Annotated in this window: 17 protein-coding genes and 1 other annotated feature; of the genes, 5 read left to right on the top strand and 12 right to left on the bottom strand. The window is 40.4% G+C overall.

Annotated features, from left to right (window positions below; genetic code table 11):
- Positions 1-138: 138 nt before the first annotated feature.
- The 3 genes from clpB to rluD form a co-directional block, all read right to left on the bottom strand.
- On the bottom strand, positions 139-2,712 hold the full coding sequence (gene clpB, locus M998_RS15035) for an ATP-dependent chaperone ClpB (protein WP_068439644.1): 2,574 nt from the start codon (positions 2,710-2,712) through the stop codon (positions 139-141).
- 123 nt (positions 2,713-2,835) lie between these two features.
- Entirely contained in the window at positions 2,836-3,570 is a 735-nt protein-coding gene (gene yfiH, locus M998_RS15030; RefSeq protein ID WP_068439642.1) for a purine nucleoside phosphorylase YfiH, read from the bottom strand.
- Positions 3,570-4,547, bottom strand: coding sequence for a 23S rRNA pseudouridine(1911/1915/1917) synthase RluD (rluD, locus tag M998_RS15025; RefSeq protein ID WP_068909596.1), 978 nt, complete (start codon positions 4,545-4,547; stop codon positions 3,570-3,572). The genes yfiH and rluD overlap by 1 nt, the downstream gene beginning before the upstream one ends.
- Before the next feature lie 138 nt (positions 4,548-4,685).
- Here rluD and bamD point away from each other — a divergent pair, with 138 nt between their 5' ends.
- The 3 genes from bamD to pheA all read left to right on the top strand — a co-directional run bounded on the left by bamD (position 4,686) and on the right by pheA (position 7,533).
- Positions 4,686-5,417 carry an outer membrane protein assembly factor BamD gene (gene bamD, locus M998_RS15020; protein ID WP_068909605.1) on the top strand — a complete coding sequence of 244 codons (732 nt, stop codon included), beginning with the start codon at positions 4,686-4,688 and terminating at the stop codon, positions 5,415-5,417.
- A gap of 325 nt (positions 5,418-5,742) precedes the next feature.
- Positions 5,743-6,072, top strand: a complete 330-nt coding sequence (gene raiA, locus M998_RS15015; protein WP_068439638.1) for a ribosome-associated translation inhibitor RaiA — start codon at positions 5,743-5,745, stop codon at positions 6,070-6,072.
- 139 nt (positions 6,073-6,211) lie between these two features.
- Positions 6,212-6,334 (top strand) — a sequence feature (Phe leader region).
- 26 nt (positions 6,335-6,360) lie between these two features.
- Entirely contained in the window at positions 6,361-7,533 is a 1,173-nt protein-coding gene (pheA, locus tag M998_RS15010; RefSeq protein ID WP_068909594.1) for a bifunctional chorismate mutase/prephenate dehydratase, read from the top strand.
- 63 nt (positions 7,534-7,596) lie between these two features.
- On the opposite strand, the gene M998_RS15005 is transcribed toward pheA, so the two are convergent.
- The 8 genes from M998_RS15005 to ffh form a co-directional block, all read right to left on the bottom strand.
- Positions 7,597-9,156 carry a methyl-accepting chemotaxis protein gene (locus M998_RS15005; protein WP_068439634.1) on the bottom strand — a complete coding sequence of 520 codons (1,560 nt, stop codon included), beginning with the start codon at positions 9,154-9,156 and terminating at the stop codon, positions 7,597-7,599.
- A 301-nt stretch (positions 9,157-9,457) separates the two neighbouring features.
- Complete coding sequence (gene tyrA / locus M998_RS15000) at positions 9,458-10,579, bottom strand: bifunctional chorismate mutase/prephenate dehydrogenase (protein ID WP_068439632.1); 1,122 nt, start codon at positions 10,577-10,579, stop codon at positions 9,458-9,460.
- A gap of 13 nt (positions 10,580-10,592) precedes the next feature.
- On the bottom strand, positions 10,593-11,687 hold the full coding sequence (locus M998_RS14995) for a 3-deoxy-7-phosphoheptulonate synthase (RefSeq protein WP_068439630.1): 1,095 nt from the start codon (positions 11,685-11,687) through the stop codon (positions 10,593-10,595).
- Positions 11,688-12,133: 446 nt separating this feature from the next.
- Positions 12,134-12,487 carry a 50S ribosomal protein L19 gene (gene rplS, locus M998_RS14990; RefSeq protein ID WP_068439628.1) on the bottom strand — a complete coding sequence of 118 codons (354 nt, stop codon included), beginning with the start codon at positions 12,485-12,487 and terminating at the stop codon, positions 12,134-12,136.
- 33 nt (positions 12,488-12,520) lie between these two features.
- Positions 12,521-13,294 (bottom strand): tRNA (guanosine(37)-N1)-methyltransferase TrmD, encoded by a 774-nt coding sequence (gene trmD / locus M998_RS14985; RefSeq protein ID WP_068439626.1) that lies wholly within the window; start codon positions 13,292-13,294, stop codon positions 12,521-12,523.
- Positions 13,295-13,332: 38 nt separating this feature from the next.
- Positions 13,333-13,878, bottom strand: coding sequence for a ribosome maturation factor RimM (rimM, locus tag M998_RS14980; RefSeq protein WP_068909592.1), 546 nt, complete (start codon positions 13,876-13,878; stop codon positions 13,333-13,335).
- Positions 13,879-13,896: 18 nt separating this feature from the next.
- Positions 13,897-14,145, bottom strand: coding sequence for a 30S ribosomal protein S16 (gene rpsP / locus M998_RS14975; protein ID WP_068439622.1), 249 nt, complete (start codon positions 14,143-14,145; stop codon positions 13,897-13,899).
- Between the two features lie 136 nt (positions 14,146-14,281).
- Positions 14,282-15,643 carry a signal recognition particle protein gene (ffh, locus tag M998_RS14970; protein WP_068439621.1) on the bottom strand — a complete coding sequence of 454 codons (1,362 nt, stop codon included), beginning with the start codon at positions 15,641-15,643 and terminating at the stop codon, positions 14,282-14,284.
- A 389-nt stretch (positions 15,644-16,032) separates the two neighbouring features.
- On the opposite strand from ffh, the gene M998_RS14965 reads away from it, so the two are divergent.
- The gene (locus M998_RS14965) at positions 16,033-16,824 is read left to right on the top strand and encodes a cytochrome C assembly family protein (protein ID WP_068439619.1); all 792 of its coding nucleotides are present in this window, start codon (positions 16,033-16,035) and stop codon (positions 16,822-16,824) included.
- Positions 16,825-16,892: 68 nt separating this feature from the next.
- On the top strand, positions 16,893-18,179 hold the full coding sequence (locus M998_RS14960; RefSeq protein ID WP_068439617.1) for a CNNM domain-containing protein: 1,287 nt from the start codon (positions 16,893-16,895) through the stop codon (positions 18,177-18,179).
- A gap of 94 nt (positions 18,180-18,273) precedes the next feature.
- On the opposite strand, the gene luxS is transcribed toward M998_RS14960, so the two are convergent.
- Complete coding sequence (luxS, locus tag M998_RS14955; RefSeq protein ID WP_068439616.1) at positions 18,274-18,789, bottom strand: S-ribosylhomocysteine lyase; 516 nt, start codon at positions 18,787-18,789, stop codon at positions 18,274-18,276.
- Positions 18,790-18,866: the final 77 nt, after the last annotated feature.

Here is an 18,866-nt window from a genome sequence, read left to right as displayed (position 1 = left end):
CTGACTGTATTTTATACTTTGCGTCCATTTTAGCATCAAAAAAAGGTGTTTTAGGCTCAATTTCGATAAAAAAGGCGGCTATAAAAGCCGCCTTTTCGTTTACCTATTGAGTCGAAGAGCAATATTACCGTTTATTAGTTACTGCTTTGCGACAATTTCATCATTTTCAACATCCAAGGTAACGGGTTTTCCTGGGATTAACCTACCTGACAAAATCTCTTGTGCCAGCGGGTTTTCAATTTCCTGCTGAATTGCGCGTTTCAACGGTCTTGCACCGAAAATCGGATCATAACCAGCTTCACCAATTTTTTCTAATGCAGCTGCTGTTGCTGTTACTTCGTAACCATGTTCTTCAAGACGTTTATATAAACGAGCAAGTTGAATGTTAGCAATGTTGGCAATTTGCTCTTTACCTAATGGGTGGAATACCACGACTTCATCTATACGGTTAATAAATTCAGGCCTAAAGTTATGGGCAACGACTTCCATCACCATATCTTTCATTTCTGAATAATCAATCATGCCAAATCTTTCTTGGATTAAATCTGAACCCAAGTTAGATGTCATGATGATAACTGTATTTCGAAAATCAACGGTTCTACCCTGGCCATCGGTTAAGCGACCATCATCCAGAACCTGTAATAGTATATTGAATACATCTGGATGAGCTTTTTCAACTTCATCCAACAAAATAACAGAATATGGACGACGTCTTACAGCCTCGGTTAAATAGCCCCCTTCTTCATATCCAACATATCCTGGAGGTGCCCCCACTAAACGAGACACTGAGTGTTTTTCCATAAATTCTGACATGTCGATACGAACCATTGCATCATCACTATCAAACATAAAGTTTGCCAGTGTTTTACATAACTCAGTTTTACCAACCCCGGTAGGACCTAAGAACATAAAGGAACCTATTGGGCGATTAGGGTCTGATAACCCCGCACGGCTACGACGAATTGCGTTTGAAACCGCAACCACTGCTTCGTCTTGACCAATAACACGTTGATGTAATTGCTGCTCCATACGCAACAATTTCTCTCTTTCACCTTCCAGCATTCTTGAAACAGGAATACCAGTCCAGCGAGCGAGAATTTCAGCAATTTCAACATCCGTAACTTTGTTGCGTAAAAGCTTCATACCTTTACCTTCTGCCTTAGTTGCAGCTTCAAGCTGTTTTTCCAACTCAGGTATCCGGCCATACTGTAATTCAGACATTTTAGCTAAATCACCCACACGACGCGCTTTTTCCATTTCGATACGGGTATTTTCCAATTCAGCTTTAATATGCTGAGTGCCAGTTAATGAGGCTTTTTCCGCTTTCCATTCTTCATCTAAAGAAGAATACTCGCGTTCTTTTTCCGCCAGCTCTTCTTCAAGCATTTCAAGGCGTTTTTTACTTGCATCGTCAGACTCTTTTTTCAGTGCCTGTTGTTCCAATTTGAGCTGAATAATACGACGCTCTAATCTATCTAAGGATTCAGGTTTTGAATCCATCTGCATACGTAAGCTTGCACCCGCCTCATCGATTAAATCGATAGCTTTGTCTGGCAACATACGATCGCTGATGTAACGATGTGACAAAGTTGCCGCGGCAACAATGGCAGGGTCAGTAATTTGTACATGGTGATGTAATTCATAACGCTCTTTTAAACCACGTAAAATTGCAATCGTGTCTTCTACTGACGGCTCTGCTACGTACACTTTTTGGAAACGACGCTCTAATGCCGCATCTTTTTCAATATATTGGCGATACTCATCCAAAGTTGTTGCACCCACACAGTGCAATTCACCACGCGCAAGCGCAGGTTTAAGCATGTTACCTGCATCCATTGCACCATCGGCTTTACCTGCACCAACCATGGTATGCAACTCATCAATAAATAGAATGACGCTACCTTCTTGTTTCGCTAAGTCATTCAAAACACCTTTTAAACGCTCTTCAAATTCACCCCGATATTTCGCACCTGCAATCAGTGCTCCCATATCCAGTGATAAAACACGTTTATTTTTTAGACCCTCAGGTACCTCACCATTCACAATACGCTGCGCTAAGCCTTCGACAATGGCTGTTTTACCAACACCTGGCTCACCAATTAAAACAGGGTTATTTTTAGTACGACGCTGTAATACTTGGATTGTGCGACGGATCTCGTCATCACGCCCAATTACTGGGTCTAATTTACCTTGCTCTGCGCGCTCGGTTAAATCGACCGTATATTTTTTCAATGCTTGACGCTGATCTTCAGCACTTTGGTCATTCACTTTTTCGCCCCCACGCATCTGTTCGATTGCCTTTTTTAAGTTATCTTTGTTAACACCTGCCGCTTTGAGCATATCGGCTAGTGTTGTATTGGCTTCTAAAGCAGCGAGAAGAAATAATTCAGAGGAGATAAACTCATCTCCGTGCTTTTGTGCCAATTGATCACATAAATTCAAATGACGCATTAAGTCACTTGATGGTTGAACATCACCCGCAACACCTTGTACTTGAGGTAATCGCGCTAATGTATCTTCAATCTTTTGTTTGAACTGTACGGCATTCACGCCTAAAGTTGTCAATAAAGGTCGAATAGTGCCGCTTTCTTGGTTAAACAAGGCACTTAATAAATGAATAGGTTCTATAAATTGGTTTTCGCGCCCAAGGGCTAATGACTGGGCGTCAGCGAGAGCTTGCTGGAATTTATTAGTTAAACGATCCAGACGCATAACACCTCCGATAAATGAGATTAAATTTGCTACTGGATATAAGATGAGGTCTGTTTTTAAATATTCAAGTTTTAAGATTGATTATTTTTGGTATATCTGTTAATTCGGGATAAAACGCTAAAACTAGTTATTTATCCATATTAGAGAAGCCATTCTTCCCGTCTTACCCTCACGTCGATAGGAAAAAAATCTGTTTTTATCGGTAACTGTACAATAAGTTCCACCGTAAATAGATGATAATCCAACCGCTTGCAGTTTCAGGCGCGCTAATGAATAGATATCTGCTAGGTATTTATCGTTGCTCGCGGTAAAAGCTGCAATCAACTCATTCGATTGATTTACAAAAGCCTCTTTAACTTCAACGCCGACCTCAAATTTTTCAGCACCAATAGCAGGACCAAGCCATGCCATTATCTCACTTGATGGGCAAGAAAATTGCGCGACCGTATTTTCAAGAACACCGCTGCACAATCCTCGCCAACCAGCATGAGCTGCAGCAACCTCGGTTCCGTCTTTATTACAAAACAGCACAGGCAAGCAATCAGCGGTCATCACTGCACACACTTGCCCAATCTTATTAGTATAGACGGCATCCGCTTGGTTGCTTTCAAGCAGCTCTTCATTTAAGCGTAATACAGTAGTGCCATGAACTTGCTCAAGCCACAACGGTTGCTGTGGCAGTTGCGCTAACGAAATTAGGCGATGGCGATTTTCACTGACGGCTTCAGGTAAATCATCAACATGATCACCTAAATTTAAGCTATCGAATGGCGGTAAGCTGACGCCACCAGCGCGAGTCGTGCTACAACTTGCAACCTTTTTAGGTTGAGGCCAGTCAGGAAAAATCAATGTGCTCATTACCAATCCATATCGTCTTTATGTAGTTCAGTGTCTGCTTTTAATGCATCAATAAGTTTCACCATATCATCAGGTAATGGTGCATGCCATTCCATTTGAATACCTGAGATTGGGTGATACAAGCGCAACATAGTTGCATGAAGTGCTTGTCTATCAAAGCTACGCATAACTTCGAAGAATGCTTCTGTTGCACCTTTTAGTGGGCGAGGTCTACCACCATATAACTGGTCGCCAATTAGCGGGTGGTTAATGTGCGCCATATGAACACGAATTTGGTGCGTTCTACCCGTTTCCAAACGTAAGCGTAAACGCGTATGGGCTCTAAAGTGCTCCATAATACGATAGTGAGTCACCGCAGGTTTCCCCATTGGATGAACCGCCATATGCGTTCTTTTCGTTGGATGCCTTGAGATTGGCTGTTCCACCATGCCACCAGCGGTCATTCTCCCAACCGCAACAGCTTCATACTCGCGAGTAATTTCTCTTAATTGTAAAGACTCAACTAAATGCGTTTGCGCAGGAACTGTTTTTGCCACTACCATCAAACCCGTTGTATCTTTATCTAAGCGGTGGACAATGCCAGCCCTTGGTACATCAGTAATTTCTGGATAGCGATAAAGCAACGCATTAAGTATTGTTCCGTCAGGATTACCCGCTCCTGGATGAACGACTAAACCGCGTGGTTTATTGATAATTAGGATATCTTCATCTTCATAAATGACATTTAATGGGATATCTTGTGGTTCCCAACGACTATCTTCTTCTATAAGGGCATCGACTGAAATTTGTTCGCCACCTAAAACTTTTTCCTTTGGCTTATTGATAACTTTGCCATTAACCTGCACTCTATCATCTAAAATCCACTCTTTTATACGTGAGCGTGAATAATCAGGGAACAATTCGGCCAAAGCCTGATCTAAACGTTGACCGAGCTGTGATTCAGCGATAATTGCACTAAGTTGTACTTGTTGAGCCATAAATTAATCTACTTTTTCGGTGTTTGTATTTTGACGGCGCTGCCGTTTCATTTAAAATATATGCTATTGTAACTCGAATTTTGCCGGGAGCCTTATGGATAGACTCCCTCGAAACACTCAGAGGATAACCTACACGTGATAAAACGTATGAAATATCTGGTGGCTGCTGCCACGTTGAGCCTGGTTCTCGCCGGATGCTCCAGCAATAACGAAATCAGCCCTGATAGCTCCCCAGCTGAAATTTATAGTACGGGTCAGCAAAAATTACAGGATGGTAACTATAAAGCCGCGATTAAACAGTTCGAAGCTTTGGATAATCGCTATCCATTTGGCCCATACGCCCAGCAGGTTCAATTAGACCTCATTTATGCTTATTATAAATCAGCTGAGCTACCAATGGCGATAGCGGCAATTGACCGTTTCATGCGTTTAAATCCAACCCATCCAAACATTGACTATGTTATTTATATGCGTGGCCTAACGGCAATGGCATTAGATGACAGCTTGCTACAAGGCTTCTTTGGTATTGATCGCTCTGATCGTGATCCTCAGCATGCACGAGTTGCATTCAAGGACTTCAGTCAGTTAGTTCGCTATTACCCGAATAGCCTTTATTCAAATGATGCTAGCAAGCGTTTAGTCTATCTGAAAGATCGCTTAGCGAAATTCGATCTCTCCGTTGTAGAATACTACAACAAACGTGGAGCTTATGTCGCGGTTGTTAATCGTACCCAGCAAATGCTAAAAGATTACCCTGATACAGAGGCAACTCGTAACGCACTGAAATATATGGAAATCGCTTATAATCAGATGGGATTAGATCAAGAAGCTAATAAAGTTGCCAGTATTGTTGCTGCAAACTCGCAATAACGACACGGTAGGATCTAAAACAGCAGCCAAGGCTGCTGTTTTTTTCATTACTATCTATTCTAGCAGATTATTTAGCCAACCTCTCAGGTAATCTAAATTTTTACCCAAAAAAAGTTCCGACTATTAACCGTTACGATAGTCAACTTAATCAGTTTCTCCTAATCAGATAATTTTGGCAATCCTTTTCACTCCCTTTTTTATGCAAAATCACACTTCAAACAGGAAGCTAATCACACCTTATTTAAATGTGATCAATATCAATTTTTTATCATGGATTATGAGTATTCTGAAGATATCGAAGACGGAAACAATGAGAGGTAACTATATGATAGTGAACATTACTAGCAAGCAAATGGACATTACCCCAGCGATTCGTGAGCACATTGAAAGCCGTCTAACAAAGCTCGATAAATGGCAAGTATCTCTGATTAACACTCATGTCGTGTTATCTAAAGAACCACAAGGCTTTATGGTTGACGCCAACATAAAAACAGCAACAGGAAAATTAGTTGCTAGTGCCAAGCATGAAGATATGTACGTTGCAATAAATGAACTGATCAACAAACTTGAAAGACAACTCAATAAAGTGCAACACAAAGGAGAATCAAGAAGGGCAAGTAATAGTGTAAAAGAAGCGAATATCGTTACGTTATAATTTTATATTATCAATCAACTTATCTTGAAACTTTGCTAACGCGCTCATTATGGGCGCGTTTTTTGTTAGCCCCTATTTTTTGTTGACATCCTGCTGAGTATCAGGTCTATTTAATAGATGTCTAATAATAGGTGTTTCATATGAATCTCAATTTTGTCTTCTTTTTCTTCTTTTTTAGCTACTCTTAAATAAGGGGCTTTTGTCGTTCGAGAAAAAAAAGAAGACAATATTTTAAAGCCCCCTACTAGGGGGCTTTTTTTATTCAATGATATTTCATAGGGTGGCAGGATGGAAAACAGCACGAATTTACTGCAAGTACGTGAAAGAATAAGCCAGTTGGATAGTGAGCTTCTTAATCTCTTAGCGAAACGTCGCGGCTATGCTGTCGAGGTTGCGGAAACAAAAATTGATGACAATCGCCCAATTAGAGATAAAGACCGTGAACGCCAATTACTTGATGTACTGATTAATAAAGGCAAGCCTTTAGGACTAGATGGTTTCTATGTTACTCGATTATTTCAAATGATTATTGAGGATTCCGTCTTAACTCAGCAAGCCATCTTGCAACAGCATTTAAATTTAACACCAAATGACTCTGCACGATTTGCCTTTTTGGGCCCGAAAGGCTCTTATTCCCATATTGCAGCGCGTCAGTATTCTGCACGCTATTTTGATCAATTAGTTGAATGCAGCTGCCATAAATTCCAAGATATTTTCTCATTGGTTGAAACGGGACAAGCTGACTACGGTATTTTACCCATTGAAAATACCAGCTCAGGTGCCATTAATGATGTTTACGATTTACTGCAAAATACATCACTATCTATTGTTGGTGAGATTCGTTTACCAATAAATCATTGTTTATTGGGGATGGGAGATACTGATTTAACTAAGATAGATACTGTTTATAGCCATCCACAACCTTTTCAACAGTGCAGCCAATATTTGGCTCAGTTCCCACACTGGAAAATAAAATATTGCGATAGCACCTCTACCGCAATGCAAATGGTCGCAGAACAAAATACCCCTAATGTTGCCGCATTAGGAAGTGAAGCCGGTGGTGCGCTATATAATTTGAAAGTGTTAGAGCATAATTTAGCAAATCAACAAATTAATATGACACGCTTTATTGTCGTTGCACCTAAAGCAATTGAAGTAACGGAACAAGTCCCTGCAAAAACAACATTATTGGTCACGACAGGTCAGCAAGCAGGGGCATTGGTTGATGCATTAATTATCTTGAAAGATAACAAAATAATTATGAGTAAGCTCGAATCCCGCCCAATAAATGGTAAGCCTTGGGAGGAAATGTTTTATATTGATGTTCATGCCAATCTTCGTTCAGATAATATGCAAAAAGCATTAAATGAATTATCAGCAATAACCCGCTCAATAAAAATATTAGGCTGCTATCCGTCAGAAAATATCGTTCCAGTTGAACCAGAAAAAATTACACCTTAACTTTTACTTCAATAAAATAAGCTGTCCTATATGCTAGGGGCAGCTTATTTTTATTAACTTAAACTATTCTGCCTTTAAAGATGCCGAACTAATTCGAAAATAATTCGCTAATTCTTTTAAGTGAAAGGCCTGCTCATTTAGTGAACTCGCTGCTACAACCGATTCTTCAACCAAACTTGCGTTTTGTTGTGTGGTTAAATCAAGTTGCCCCACGGCACTGTTAATTTGCGAAATACCCTCACTCTGTTCGCGGCTAGCTTGCCCAATTTCCCGCAATAATGCATTCATTTCTTGAACACTTTCCACCATGCCATAAATTTGGTTACTCGCCTGTTCAACTAATTGCATTCCGTCTTTGGTTTGAGACGATGAATTATCAATCAATACTCGGATGTCATTTGCAGATGCTGCACTTTTCTGTGCTAGCAATCTAACTTCTCCCGCGACCACCGCAAAACCGCGACCATGCTCTCCTGCTCTAGCAGCTTCAACCGATGCATTAAGTGCAAGTATATTAGTTTGAAATGCAATTGAATCGATTAAATTAATAATATCTGTCATCTGAACGGATGAAGTATTAATAGCACGCATTTTATCCGTCAGCTGTGTCATCATTTTACCATTATCTTTGACCGCAATTTCTGCGTTATTGGCCAATGATGTCGCTTCCTGAGTATGCTCAGCGGTATTTTTTACCGTTGAGGTTATTTGTTCCATTGAGCTCGCTGTCTCTTCCACGGATGCAGCTTGCTCTTCTGTTCTCGCCGCTAAATTTTGGTTACCAGCCACTATCTGCCCTGCTGCTGCTGAAATGCTTTCAGAGCCATGCTGTAGTTCCTGAACAATTTCTAATAGGCGAGATTTCATATCGACTAGAGCCTGCAACAAAACGCCAGTTTCATCTTTAGCGTCGACTTGAATGTCTTTGGTTAGATCTCCACTGGCTATCGCCTGTGCAAAACCGACGGCTTTCTCTAATGGCCGCGTAATGATGACAGTAATAAACCAACCCAAAGCGCTTGCTATAGCAATGCCAATTATTGATAAAATAATTAATAAAATTTTATTAGTTTCATAATCTTGATTAACTTTATGGGCAATACCCTGCATTTCTACATCTTGAATTGCCATTAGGTTTTGAATGCGTTCGCGATAATCTCTCTGAATAATCGACGTTTTAGTCATCATTTCATCAATTGCCGCTTGTCGATTATTTTGACTTAAAAAATCATTCATCCGGGCTTGTGAGGCATGAAATTGTTTTCGAATCTCGTGAAGTTCAGATAATAATTCTTTTGAACGATCATCTGTAACGCTGCTATCAAGCTTTACAAGTAAGTCGGTTATGGTTTGGCTAATTTTAGCTAATTCTTCTCGACGTTTTTCGCTACCGCGTTCATCGAGCAAAATCAATTCTTGAATAGCAATATAGGAGTAAAAATTATCCATCATTTGGCCGGCAGTTGCCGCAATGGGATAGCTTTCAGAAATAATTTGTTGCATGCCTTCATTAGACCGATTTAAATTCAATAATGAAAAAATTGAGCTTAAAACGATGAGTGTGACAAATACCCCAAACGCAATCATTAACTTCATACTAATTTTGAGATCTTTAAAAGACATATGTTTACCACGCTAACCATCATTTAATGATTAGTGTTATCGGTAAAATACAGCAGATCTTTATCAGATAAATCGATCAATTTATAAATATCGATACTAAAAGAAGATTAATTTTAAATTAAACGCTAGATTATTTGGCTATTTGTAGGGTGAGTGAGATAATTTGTGACAAACTATGATCATAAGTAAAATTACGTATTTTAAATAAATTTAGGTGAACTTAGCGATCAAGGATAAAATTGAGTTGTCGGTAAATTAAATCCCCTATCATTAACTCAACGTAGGGGATTCAGAGATTATATTATTTACGATTATCGTTTGCACGCTGTAGTAAGGATTGGCTTTCTTTCATAAAGTGGTGAGCATCCTCACCAAACCATTCGCTTACTTGATTAAATTGGCGCACAAATTCAACCTTGTCTTTTCTTTCGAGCATTTCTATTGATTGCCCTAAGAGCTGATGGTAACGACGAATGAGCTCTACGTTTTCATCAGATGACATGATGATATCCGCATAAAGCTGAGGATCCTGCGCAAATAACCGCCCTACCATTGCTAATTCGAGGCGATAGATCGGCGAAGAAAGGTCTAGGAGTTGTTGTAAATCCACCTGCTCTTCTGCTAAATTTTGCCCATAAGTAAAGGTCGTAAAATGGCGTAATGCTTGGATAAAGCTCATGTTTTTATCGTGCTCTTCCGCCGTGATTTTTTTCAGCCGAGCTCCCCAAACGAGTAATTGTTCAAGAAACCATTGATAAGATTCAGCTTCACGACCATCACTATAAGCAAATACTTGTTTCGCAACACTACCAATATCTGGACCAAACATCGGATGCAAACCAAGAACAGGCCCTTTGTGAACAGCAAGCATTGCTTCTAATGGTTTCTGTTTTATCGATGCAATATCAACTAATATTGTTTCGTCATCTAGCGTAGGTAGCTGATTAATAACATCTACGGTGGAATGAATTGGGACACTGATCATCACAATACTGGCACCAGACACAATGGATTCAGCTTGTGGCCAATCATTTTCACCTAGAATTTTCACTGAATAGCCTGATAAAGTGAGTAGGCGATGAAATAACCGCCCCATTTTACCGTCTCCTCCGACGATGACAATTGGCCCCGCAGAGGGATTTAATGTTTTAAACCCTTTATCATTTTCACGCGCATAAGACTCCCTCATGATCCGTCGAAGAACGTCTTCAATCAAATCAGGGGGAACCCCCAGCCTTTCAGCATCAAAGCGGCGAGCCGCCAACATACTCGACTCACGCTCAGGTACATAAATGGGTAAACCATGTTTACTTTTCACTTCGCCGACGTCAGCAACAAGCTGAAGTCGCTTAGCGAGCAACTCTAATAATGATTTATCAACTTCATCAATTTGATCCCGTAAATGGGATAGTTCAACAGACATACCAATACCTTGATCAGCTCACTTTGCTTAATTTTTGGCTACGTTGTTCTAACACAGGCAAAAGTGCCTGATGCAAATTACGTAACACCGACTCTGTTGTCTGCCAGTTAATGCAGGCATCTGTCACAGAAACCCCATGCTTCATTGCGTCGCGTGGCTGCTCAGATGTTTGGCTACCTTCATTTAGGTGGCTTTCTAACATAATACCTGTAATTGATTCGTTACCATTAACAATTTGTTCAATGATTGACTCAATCACTAGTGGCTGACGGCGATAATCTTTGTTTGAATTACCATGGCTACAGTCCACCATCAAAGATGGCTCGAGACCTGCTTTTTTCATTTCAACTTCACATGCAGCAATATCTTCAGCGCTGTAGTTAGGTGTTTTACCGCCACGCAAAATAACATGACCGTTATTATTGCCTTTCGTATGTAATAGGCAAACTTGTCCGGATTGATTAATTCCCATGAAACGGTGGGGCATTGCAGCCGCTTTCAATGCGTTAATTGCTGTTGATAAACTCCCATCGGTACCATTTTTAAAGCCTACGGGCATTGATAATCCCGATGCCATTTCACGGTGAGTCTGTGACTCCGTAGTTCTTGCACCAATGGCAGACCAACTAAATAAATCACCTAAATATTGCGGGTTATTTGGGTCAAGCGCTTCAGTCGCCAGAGGCAGTCCCATATTCACCAGATTAGTCAGTAAATCACGTGCAATGTGTAGCCCTTTTTCCATTTCAAAAGTGCCATCCATGAAAGGATCGCTAATTAAACCTTTCCAACCCACTGTTGTACGAGGTTTTTCAAAATAAACACGCATTACAATATATAAGCTATCACTTAACTCTTCGGCCAATTTTTGCAGACGCTCACCGTATTCAATAGCAGCATCAACATCATGAATAGAGCAAGGACCACATACCACGAGTAAACGCGGATCACGCTGATGAATAATATCAGCAATGATTTGTCGCGATGTCGCAATGGCATGCAGATTGCTGTTACTCAGCGGATATTTCTCTTTTAGACTTTCAGGAGTGATAAGGACCTGTTCATCTTGAATATTCACGTTATTGAGTACATCTTTTTGCATGATCATTTTTACCTACTTGTTAGCTTATAATTTGTATATTGTGTTTAAGTGCGTGAGAGATAACATATCATGCATCGTAAAGAATTCAACCCAAAAGTGTAAAATAAATCAAAATGCGTAAACAATTAATTACATCAATCTAATTAATTGAATTTTAATGATATATATGAAGATTATAAATGTAAAAATTAAAAACCAAGTAAAAATAAAATATTTTCGTAAAAATAAGTTTACAAAATATAATTTTTTATCAGGTATATTCTAAATAGTTCGTGCTGTAGTTAGGCTGCAAAGTGAAGACAGCGCAGGGAGCATACATTAAGTATGTGATCTGTGTGGCTGAACGAAGCCAACACCGCCACAGCGCGAAATATGACGAATATATGGCGAATATAAAAAAGGCCCGCAAATATGCGGGCCTTAACGTAACTTTCGGATGTAGCGAAAGCGTATTACTTGGCGTTCAGACGCTCTTTAATACGAGCTGCCTTACCAGAACGCTCACGCAGGTAGTACAGTTTAGCTCTGCGAACAGCACCACGACGTTTAACAGCAATGCTATCTACGACTGGTGAGTGAGTTTGGAATACACGCTCAACACCTTCGCCGTTAGAAATTTTACGAACAGTGAATGCAGAGTGCAGACCGCGGTTACGAATAGCGATAACCACGCCCTCAAATGCCTGCAGACGTTTTTTAGAGCCTTCTACGACCCATACCTTAACTTCCACAGTATCACCCTGACGGAATGAAGGTATGTCCTGCTTCATCTGCTCTTCTTCAAGTTGTTTAATAATGTTGCTCATAATAACTCTCTTACCCTAGGTAAACTGATATATTTAGACAATATGATTGTCTGGATTCATTTGTTGCTCAGCCTGATATTCATATTGGAATTCAGCTAGCAACATCCTCTGCTCGTCAGTCAGAGCTAGGCTTTCTAGAAGCTCAGGTCTTCTAAGCCAGGTACGGCCAAGTGATTGTTTCATGCGCCAGCGATTTATCTTCGCATGATTTCCTGAAAGTAAGATCTCAGGAACTTGCATGCCATCTAACACTTCAGGGCGAGTATAGTGAGGACAATCTAACAAACCATCAGCAAAAGAATCTTCTTTCGCTGAGGCTTGATGCCCAAGTACCCCAGGTATAAACCGAGAGACTGAGTCTATCAACACCATAGCAGGGAGTTCCCCACCACTGAGAACATAATCACCAATTGACCATTCTTCATCAACTTCGGTTTGAATGATTCGTTCATCAATACCTTCATAACGGCCACAGACAAGAATTAATTTCTCGTTTGTTGCCAGTTCGCAAACACCGTCTTGACTTAGTTTGCGCCCTTGAGGTGAAAGATAAATTACTTTCGCACCAACACCAGCCTCAGTTCTTGCTGCGTTGATTGCATCTTTTAACGGTTGCACCATCATCAGCATGCCAGGACCGCCACCGTAGGGGCGATCATCGACTGTTTTATGATTATCGTGAGTAAAATCCCTTGGATTCCAACACGCAACAGTCAGTAGGCCATTTTTCACTGCCCGACTAGTTACCCCGTACTCGGTTATGGCGCGGAACATTTCGGGAAACAGGCTAATTACACCAATCCACATGATTTAGTCCCACTCATTAAAACCGTTCAACCGGAGATTTAAAAACCAGGATCCCAATCCACTTCAAGAAGTTTGGCTTGGAGATCGACTTTCTTGATAACCTGCCCATCAAGAAACGGAACCAACCGCTCCTTGATGCCAAATGCATCTTTTAAATTTGCCTTAATCACCAGTACATCGTTTGAACCGGTTTCCATCATGTCAGTGATGACGCCAAGGTCATAACCTTGTAACGTTACTACATGGCAGCCCATCAGGTCTTTCCAGTAGTATTCATTTTCCAACTCAGGAAGTTGCGTTGAATCAACAGCAATTTCAAAGTTGGTCAACAGTGTTGCTGTATCGCGGTCATCGACCCCTACCAACTTGACTATGATATCTTTGTTATGATGTTTCCAATCTTCAATCTCAACATGTTGCGATTGACCTGAATTTTGGATAAACCAAGGCTGATACTCAAAAATACTTTCAGCATTTTCGGTGGAAGAAAAAACTTTGAGCCAACCACGAATACCGTATGCAGCGCCTAGTTTTCCCAAAACAATTGGGGTTGTAGGAGGCACTAGTTTAGTTTGCTTGCTCATTGTTACCACCGTGACAGATTAAGCTGCTTTCTTAGCTTGTTTGACCAATTGTGCAACACGGTCAGAAACCGTTGCACCTAAGCCAACCCAATGTTCAACACGGTCTAGGTCTAAACGCAGTTCTTCTGCTTGACCAGTAGCGATCGGGTTAAAGAAACCGATACGCTCAATGAAACGACCGTCACGCGCATTGCGGCTATCGGTTACAACGACTTGATAGAACGGACGTTTTTTAGCGCCGCCACGAGATAAACGAATTGTTACCATAACATCCTCATTAGTTAACAAAACAACCAGACTCCATCGAGGGATAGAGTCCGGTTGTTATATAAAAAGCCCGAAAAGTTTACTCACTTTGACGCAAAAATCAATCAAAAGTACGTTTTGTTTCTGGCTTTATTGCTTAACGCCCCGGAAATCCCGGAGGCATCATACCCTTCATGCCGCGCATCATCTTGGCTAACCCGCCTTTTTTCATCTTTTTCATCATGCGTTGCATATCATCAAATTGTTTTAAGAGGCGATTAACCTCTTGGACTGTCGTGCCCGAACCGGCCGCAATACGGCGTTTACGTGAACCCTTGATAATTTCAGGCTTTAGGCGCTCTTTGCGCGTCATGGAATTAATCATCGCTTCCATACGAACAGTCACTTTGTCATCCATTTGGGATTTAACGTTGTCTGGTAACTGGGACATACCTGGCATTTTGCTCATCATGCTTGCCATACCGCCCATATTACGCATTTGCTGTAATTGACTTAGGAAGTCATTTAAGTCAAAACCGTCACCCGTTTTTAATTTTTTAGCCAGCTTTTCCGCTTCATCACGGTCAACTTTATGCTCAATTTCTTCGATAAGAGATAAAACATCACCCATTCCAAGAATACGAGAAGCGACGCGATCAGGGAAGAAAGGCTCAAGAGCATCCGTTTTCTCACCGACCCCTAAGAACTTAATAGGCTTACCTGTGATGGCTCGGATAGATAATGCCGCACCACCACGCGCATCACCATCGACTTTGGTTAAAACAACCCCAGTCAAAGGCAGTGCTTCATTGAAAGCTTTTGCCGTATTGGCCGCATCTTGGCCTGTCATTGCATCAACAACGAACAGTGTTTCTACCGGATTGATAACACGATGAACTTCTTTAATCTCATCCATCATCGCTTCATCAACGTGCAAGCGACCAGCGGTATCCACAAGCAGTACATCATAAAACTGTAGTTGGGCGTGTTTTAACGCTTTTTGGACGATAGCAATTGGTTTTTCTTGCGCATCAGATGGGAAGAAATCGATATCGACAGATTGAGCGAGTGTTTCCAACTGTTTAATCGCCGCAGGGCGATAAACGTCCGCGGAAACAACTAAAACTTTTTTCTTTTGCTTTTCTTTTAGATGTTTACCCAGTTTTGCAACGCTGGTTGTTTTACCCGCACCTTGTAAACCCGCCATCAAAACAACCGCAGGCGGTTGTGCTGACAAATTAAGTTGGTGGTTCTCAGCCCCCATGGCGTTTGTCAGTTCATTCTGGACAATTTTAATGAACTCTTGGCCTGGTGTTAGACTTTTATTAACATCTTGACCAACTGCACTTTCTTTAACTTTTTGAATAAAATCACGGACAACGGGCAAAGCGACATCGGCTTCCAGTAAAGCCATGCGCACTTCACGTAATGTCTCTTTAATGTTTTCATCAGTCAGACGTCCACGTCCACTGATATTGCGCAAAGAGCGCGATAGTCTGTCAGTTAAATTATCAAACATATGTCTTAGCTCAATTCTGTTTATGGGCCGTTGTATAGCCTGATTTGGTTGCAAATACTCTCAATTACAAGTATTGATGCCATAATTAAACAAATAATTATTTGCTTGTCATTTAATCAAATGAGCAAAATTGATTACAGCGAAACCAACGCTAAAAGTGATTGTGGTATTCTATCATATCTGATGCTTTTCTGCTGCCCCCTGTTTATAGCTGATATTACAGGTTTTTATGGCTTAGCTTTCATGGTAAATTGCTCAATGGTTTGAACAATTAAATGCTATCAGCAACGAATAACAAGCGATTAGCCCTAACAATGGTTGGAGCCTACACTCGCACACGTTATACTGTAAAATAACTATCCACTAAAAATGAATATCGACACTATACTATGCCCGTATTTGCAGTCATAGCAGTTTGTACATACATGGTCAGCCTGCTACTGATCGTTCCAAGTCAAGTGCGCAAACAGACACTGTACCGTCGCATTGCCCTTTTATTAGCAATAATCGCGCTGATAACCCACGCTATTACATTAAAAATTTTGATTTTTAGCGAAGCGGAAGGACAAAACTTAACCCTATTAAATTTAGGTTCAGCGGTCAGTTTATTAATGTGTGTGATTATGACTGTAGTGTCGTATTGGGGGCGGGCTTGGTATCTAACGCCAATAGTCTATAGTTTTGCTATCATTAACTTAATGCTTTCAACCATCATGCCTGGTGAGTTTATTACTCACTTAGAAGCAAGCACCCCTCTATTTATCCATATTGGTTTAGCATTATTAAGCTATGCAACACTGCTTATCGCCGCCTTGTATGCTTTCCAGGTTGCACTTATTGACCACCAACTCAAAAATAAAACACTCAAATTCAGTTCAGATATGCCGCCCATGATGGTTATCGAACGAAAAATGTTTCACATCACTCAAGTAGGCGTGATTTTATTGACGCTTACCTTATGTACTGGTTTTATTTATATGGATAATATTTTTGATAAAGAAAATATCCATAAATCAGTGTTATCCGTCATTGCTTGGTTTGTGTATGTCATTCTACTTTGGGGACATTTCCACGGTGGCTGGAGAGGCAAACGCGTTCTACTTTTCCACGTTGCTGGTTCAATTATTCTTACAATGGCTTTTTTTGGTAACCGTTTAATTCAACAAGTTATGGTGCCTTAAATTTCAACCATATTCTGTATAAACGCATATAATACAAGTTTATACGCCACAAAATAAGGAAGCTTGTTTTGGATGAAGTGTCCACCAGTACGCTAATCATCATACTGATTGTTTTAATTTTTCTGTCTGCTTATTTTTCTGCCTCAGAAACAAGCATGATGACGCTAAATCGCTATCGTTTAAAACACTTAGCCAAACAAGGTAATCGCTCCGCAATGCGTGTCGAAAAACTGTTACGGCACCCTGATAAACTTCTTAGCCTCGTCCTCATCGGTAATAATCTCATTAATATTGTCGCTTCTGCACTCGCAACAATTATTGGTATGCGCTTATATGGTAATGCAGGTGTTGCAATTGCCACCGGTATTATGACCTTTGTTATTTTAATTTTTGCCGAAGTTATGCCAAAAACAATTGCTGCGCTATACCCAGAAAAAATTGCGTTTCCAAGCAGTTACATTTTAAAACCATTACAAAAAATCATGATGCCCATCGTCTGGTCATTTAACGCAATTTCTGCGTTTTTTTTGCGCTGCTGTGGTGTTAGATCACTGGCAGTTCGTAGCGATGCGGTGAATAAAGAAGAGCTAAGAACCATTGTTAATGAATCCAAAAATAAGCTCAGCCGCCGCAACCAAGACATGCTAATTTCTATTCTTGATTTAGATAAAGTGACTGTTGGCGACATTATGCTGCCAAGAAATGAAATCGTTGGTATAGATGTTAATGATGATTGGAAGTCGATTATTCGGCAACTCACTCACTCACCTCATGGCCGAATTGTCCTATACCGCGATTCACTAGATGACTCCATCGGTATTTTACGCGTACGCGAAGCTTATCGGCTGATGATGGAAAGGCGTGAATTCAACAAACAAAATCTGATCAAAGCGGCTGATAATATTTATTTCATTCCCAATAGTACTCCATTAAATATTCAGCTAATTAATTTCCAGCATAACAAAGAAAAACTGGGCATCATTGTTGATGAATATGGTGAAATCCAAGGATTAATTACTGTTGAAGATATCCTTGAAGAAATCGTGGGTGACTTTACAACCTCGATGTCCCCATCATTATCTGAAGAGGTTTTACCACAAAGTGATGGTAGTGTGCTTGTCGATGGCTCTGCGAGCATTCGAGACCTTAATAAGGCCTTTGACTGGAACTTGCCTATTGATGGTCCTAGAACCGTTAATGGGATGGTTTTAGAGGTTATTGGTGATATTCCGCAAGTCGGAGAAGAAATTGTAGTGGGACGCTATGTTATCGAGGTTTTATTAATGAATGATAATATTGTCAAACAAGTCAGAATAATGCCATTAGCGTTCAGCTCGCAAATTCCCAATCTTTAATTTTCACGATAAAAAATAAAAGCCTTAAAAAATAACTTAAGGCTTTTATTTTTCTTTCTATCATGATTTTGCTATTTAATTATCATGTTGATAACTAGATATGCAACTGCGCTAATTTTTCTTCCGGAAGCGCAAGTTCATCATTTTTATTGATACCAATGTCTGATTGAATCACATTACGTGCAATCTGTTGTGCTTCTGCGAGTGAATGCATCGCATAAGTACCACATTGATAAACATTAAGCTCAGGAATTTGGTTTTGATCTTTAACTGTCAAAACATCCTCCATCGCCGCTTTCCAAGCCTTGGCAACACGTTGCTCATCAGGCTCACCGATCAGGCTCATATAGAAACCAGTACGGCATCCCATCGGAGAGATATCAATAATTTCGACACCATTGCCATTAAGATGGTCACGCATAAAGCCTGCGAACAGATGCTCTAATGTGTGAGTTCCTTTTTCTGTCATCGCTTCTTGATTTGGCACAGTAAAGCGCAAATCAAAAACCGTAATGGTATCTCCACTTGGCGTTTTCATTGTTTTCGCCACGCGAACAGCAGGTGCAGCCATACGCGTATGATCTACAGTAAAACTGTCTAATAACGGCATTTCATGACCTCCTAAGAAAATGAAAATTTATTTAAAAAATAAATGAAACCATTTTGAAAATGCAGAGTCTGATTTAT

The sequence above is a fragment of the Providencia heimbachae ATCC 35613 genome (assembly GCF_001655055.1).
GTDB classification, from domain to species: domain Bacteria; phylum Pseudomonadota; class Gammaproteobacteria; order Enterobacterales; family Enterobacteriaceae; genus Providencia; species Providencia heimbachae.
The sequence above is the reverse complement of the archived record's forward strand: the minus strand, read 5'-3'. Positions and strand labels throughout refer to the sequence as shown.

Excerpts from the sequence above, each read along its gene's own strand:
- luxS (WP_068439616.1), bottom strand. The coding sequence starts at position 18,789 with ATGCCGTTATTAGACAGTTTTACTGTAGATCATACGCGTATGGCTGCA.
- M998_RS15005 (WP_068439634.1), bottom strand. The coding sequence starts at position 9,156 with ATGTCTTTTAAAGATCTCAAAATTAGTATGAAGTTAATGATTGCGTTT.
- M998_RS14995 (WP_068439630.1), bottom strand. The coding sequence starts at position 11,687 with ATGATCATGCAAAAAGATGTACTCAATAACGTGAATATTCAAGATGAA.
- pheA (WP_068909594.1), top strand. The coding sequence starts at position 6,361 with ATGGAAAACAGCACGAATTTACTGCAAGTACGTGAAAGAATAAGCCAG.
- clpB (WP_068439644.1), bottom strand. The coding sequence starts at position 2,712 with ATGCGTCTGGATCGTTTAACTAATAAATTCCAGCAAGCTCTCGCTGAC.
- raiA (WP_068439638.1), top strand. The coding sequence starts at position 5,743 with ATGATAGTGAACATTACTAGCAAGCAAATGGACATTACCCCAGCGATT.
- tyrA (WP_068439632.1), bottom strand. The coding sequence starts at position 10,579 with ATGTCTGTTGAACTATCCCATTTACGGGATCAAATTGATGAAGTTGAT.
- trmD (WP_068439626.1), bottom strand. The coding sequence starts at position 13,294 with ATGTGGATTGGTGTAATTAGCCTGTTTCCCGAAATGTTCCGCGCCATA.
- rimM (WP_068909592.1), bottom strand. The coding sequence starts at position 13,878 with ATGAGCAAGCAAACTAAACTAGTGCCTCCTACAACCCCAATTGTTTTG.
- ffh (WP_068439621.1), bottom strand. The coding sequence starts at position 15,643 with ATGTTTGATAATTTAACTGACAGACTATCGCGCTCTTTGCGCAATATC.
- rluD (WP_068909596.1), bottom strand. The coding sequence starts at position 4,547 with ATGGCTCAACAAGTACAACTTAGTGCAATTATCGCTGAATCACAGCTC.
- rpsP (WP_068439622.1), bottom strand. The coding sequence starts at position 14,145 with ATGGTAACAATTCGTTTATCTCGTGGCGGCGCTAAAAAACGTCCGTTC.
- rplS (WP_068439628.1), bottom strand. The coding sequence starts at position 12,487 with ATGAGCAACATTATTAAACAACTTGAAGAAGAGCAGATGAAGCAGGAC.
- yfiH (WP_068439642.1), bottom strand. The coding sequence starts at position 3,570 with ATGAGCACATTGATTTTTCCTGACTGGCCTCAACCTAAAAAGGTTGCA.
- M998_RS14965 (WP_068439619.1), top strand. The coding sequence starts at position 16,033 with ATGCCCGTATTTGCAGTCATAGCAGTTTGTACATACATGGTCAGCCTG.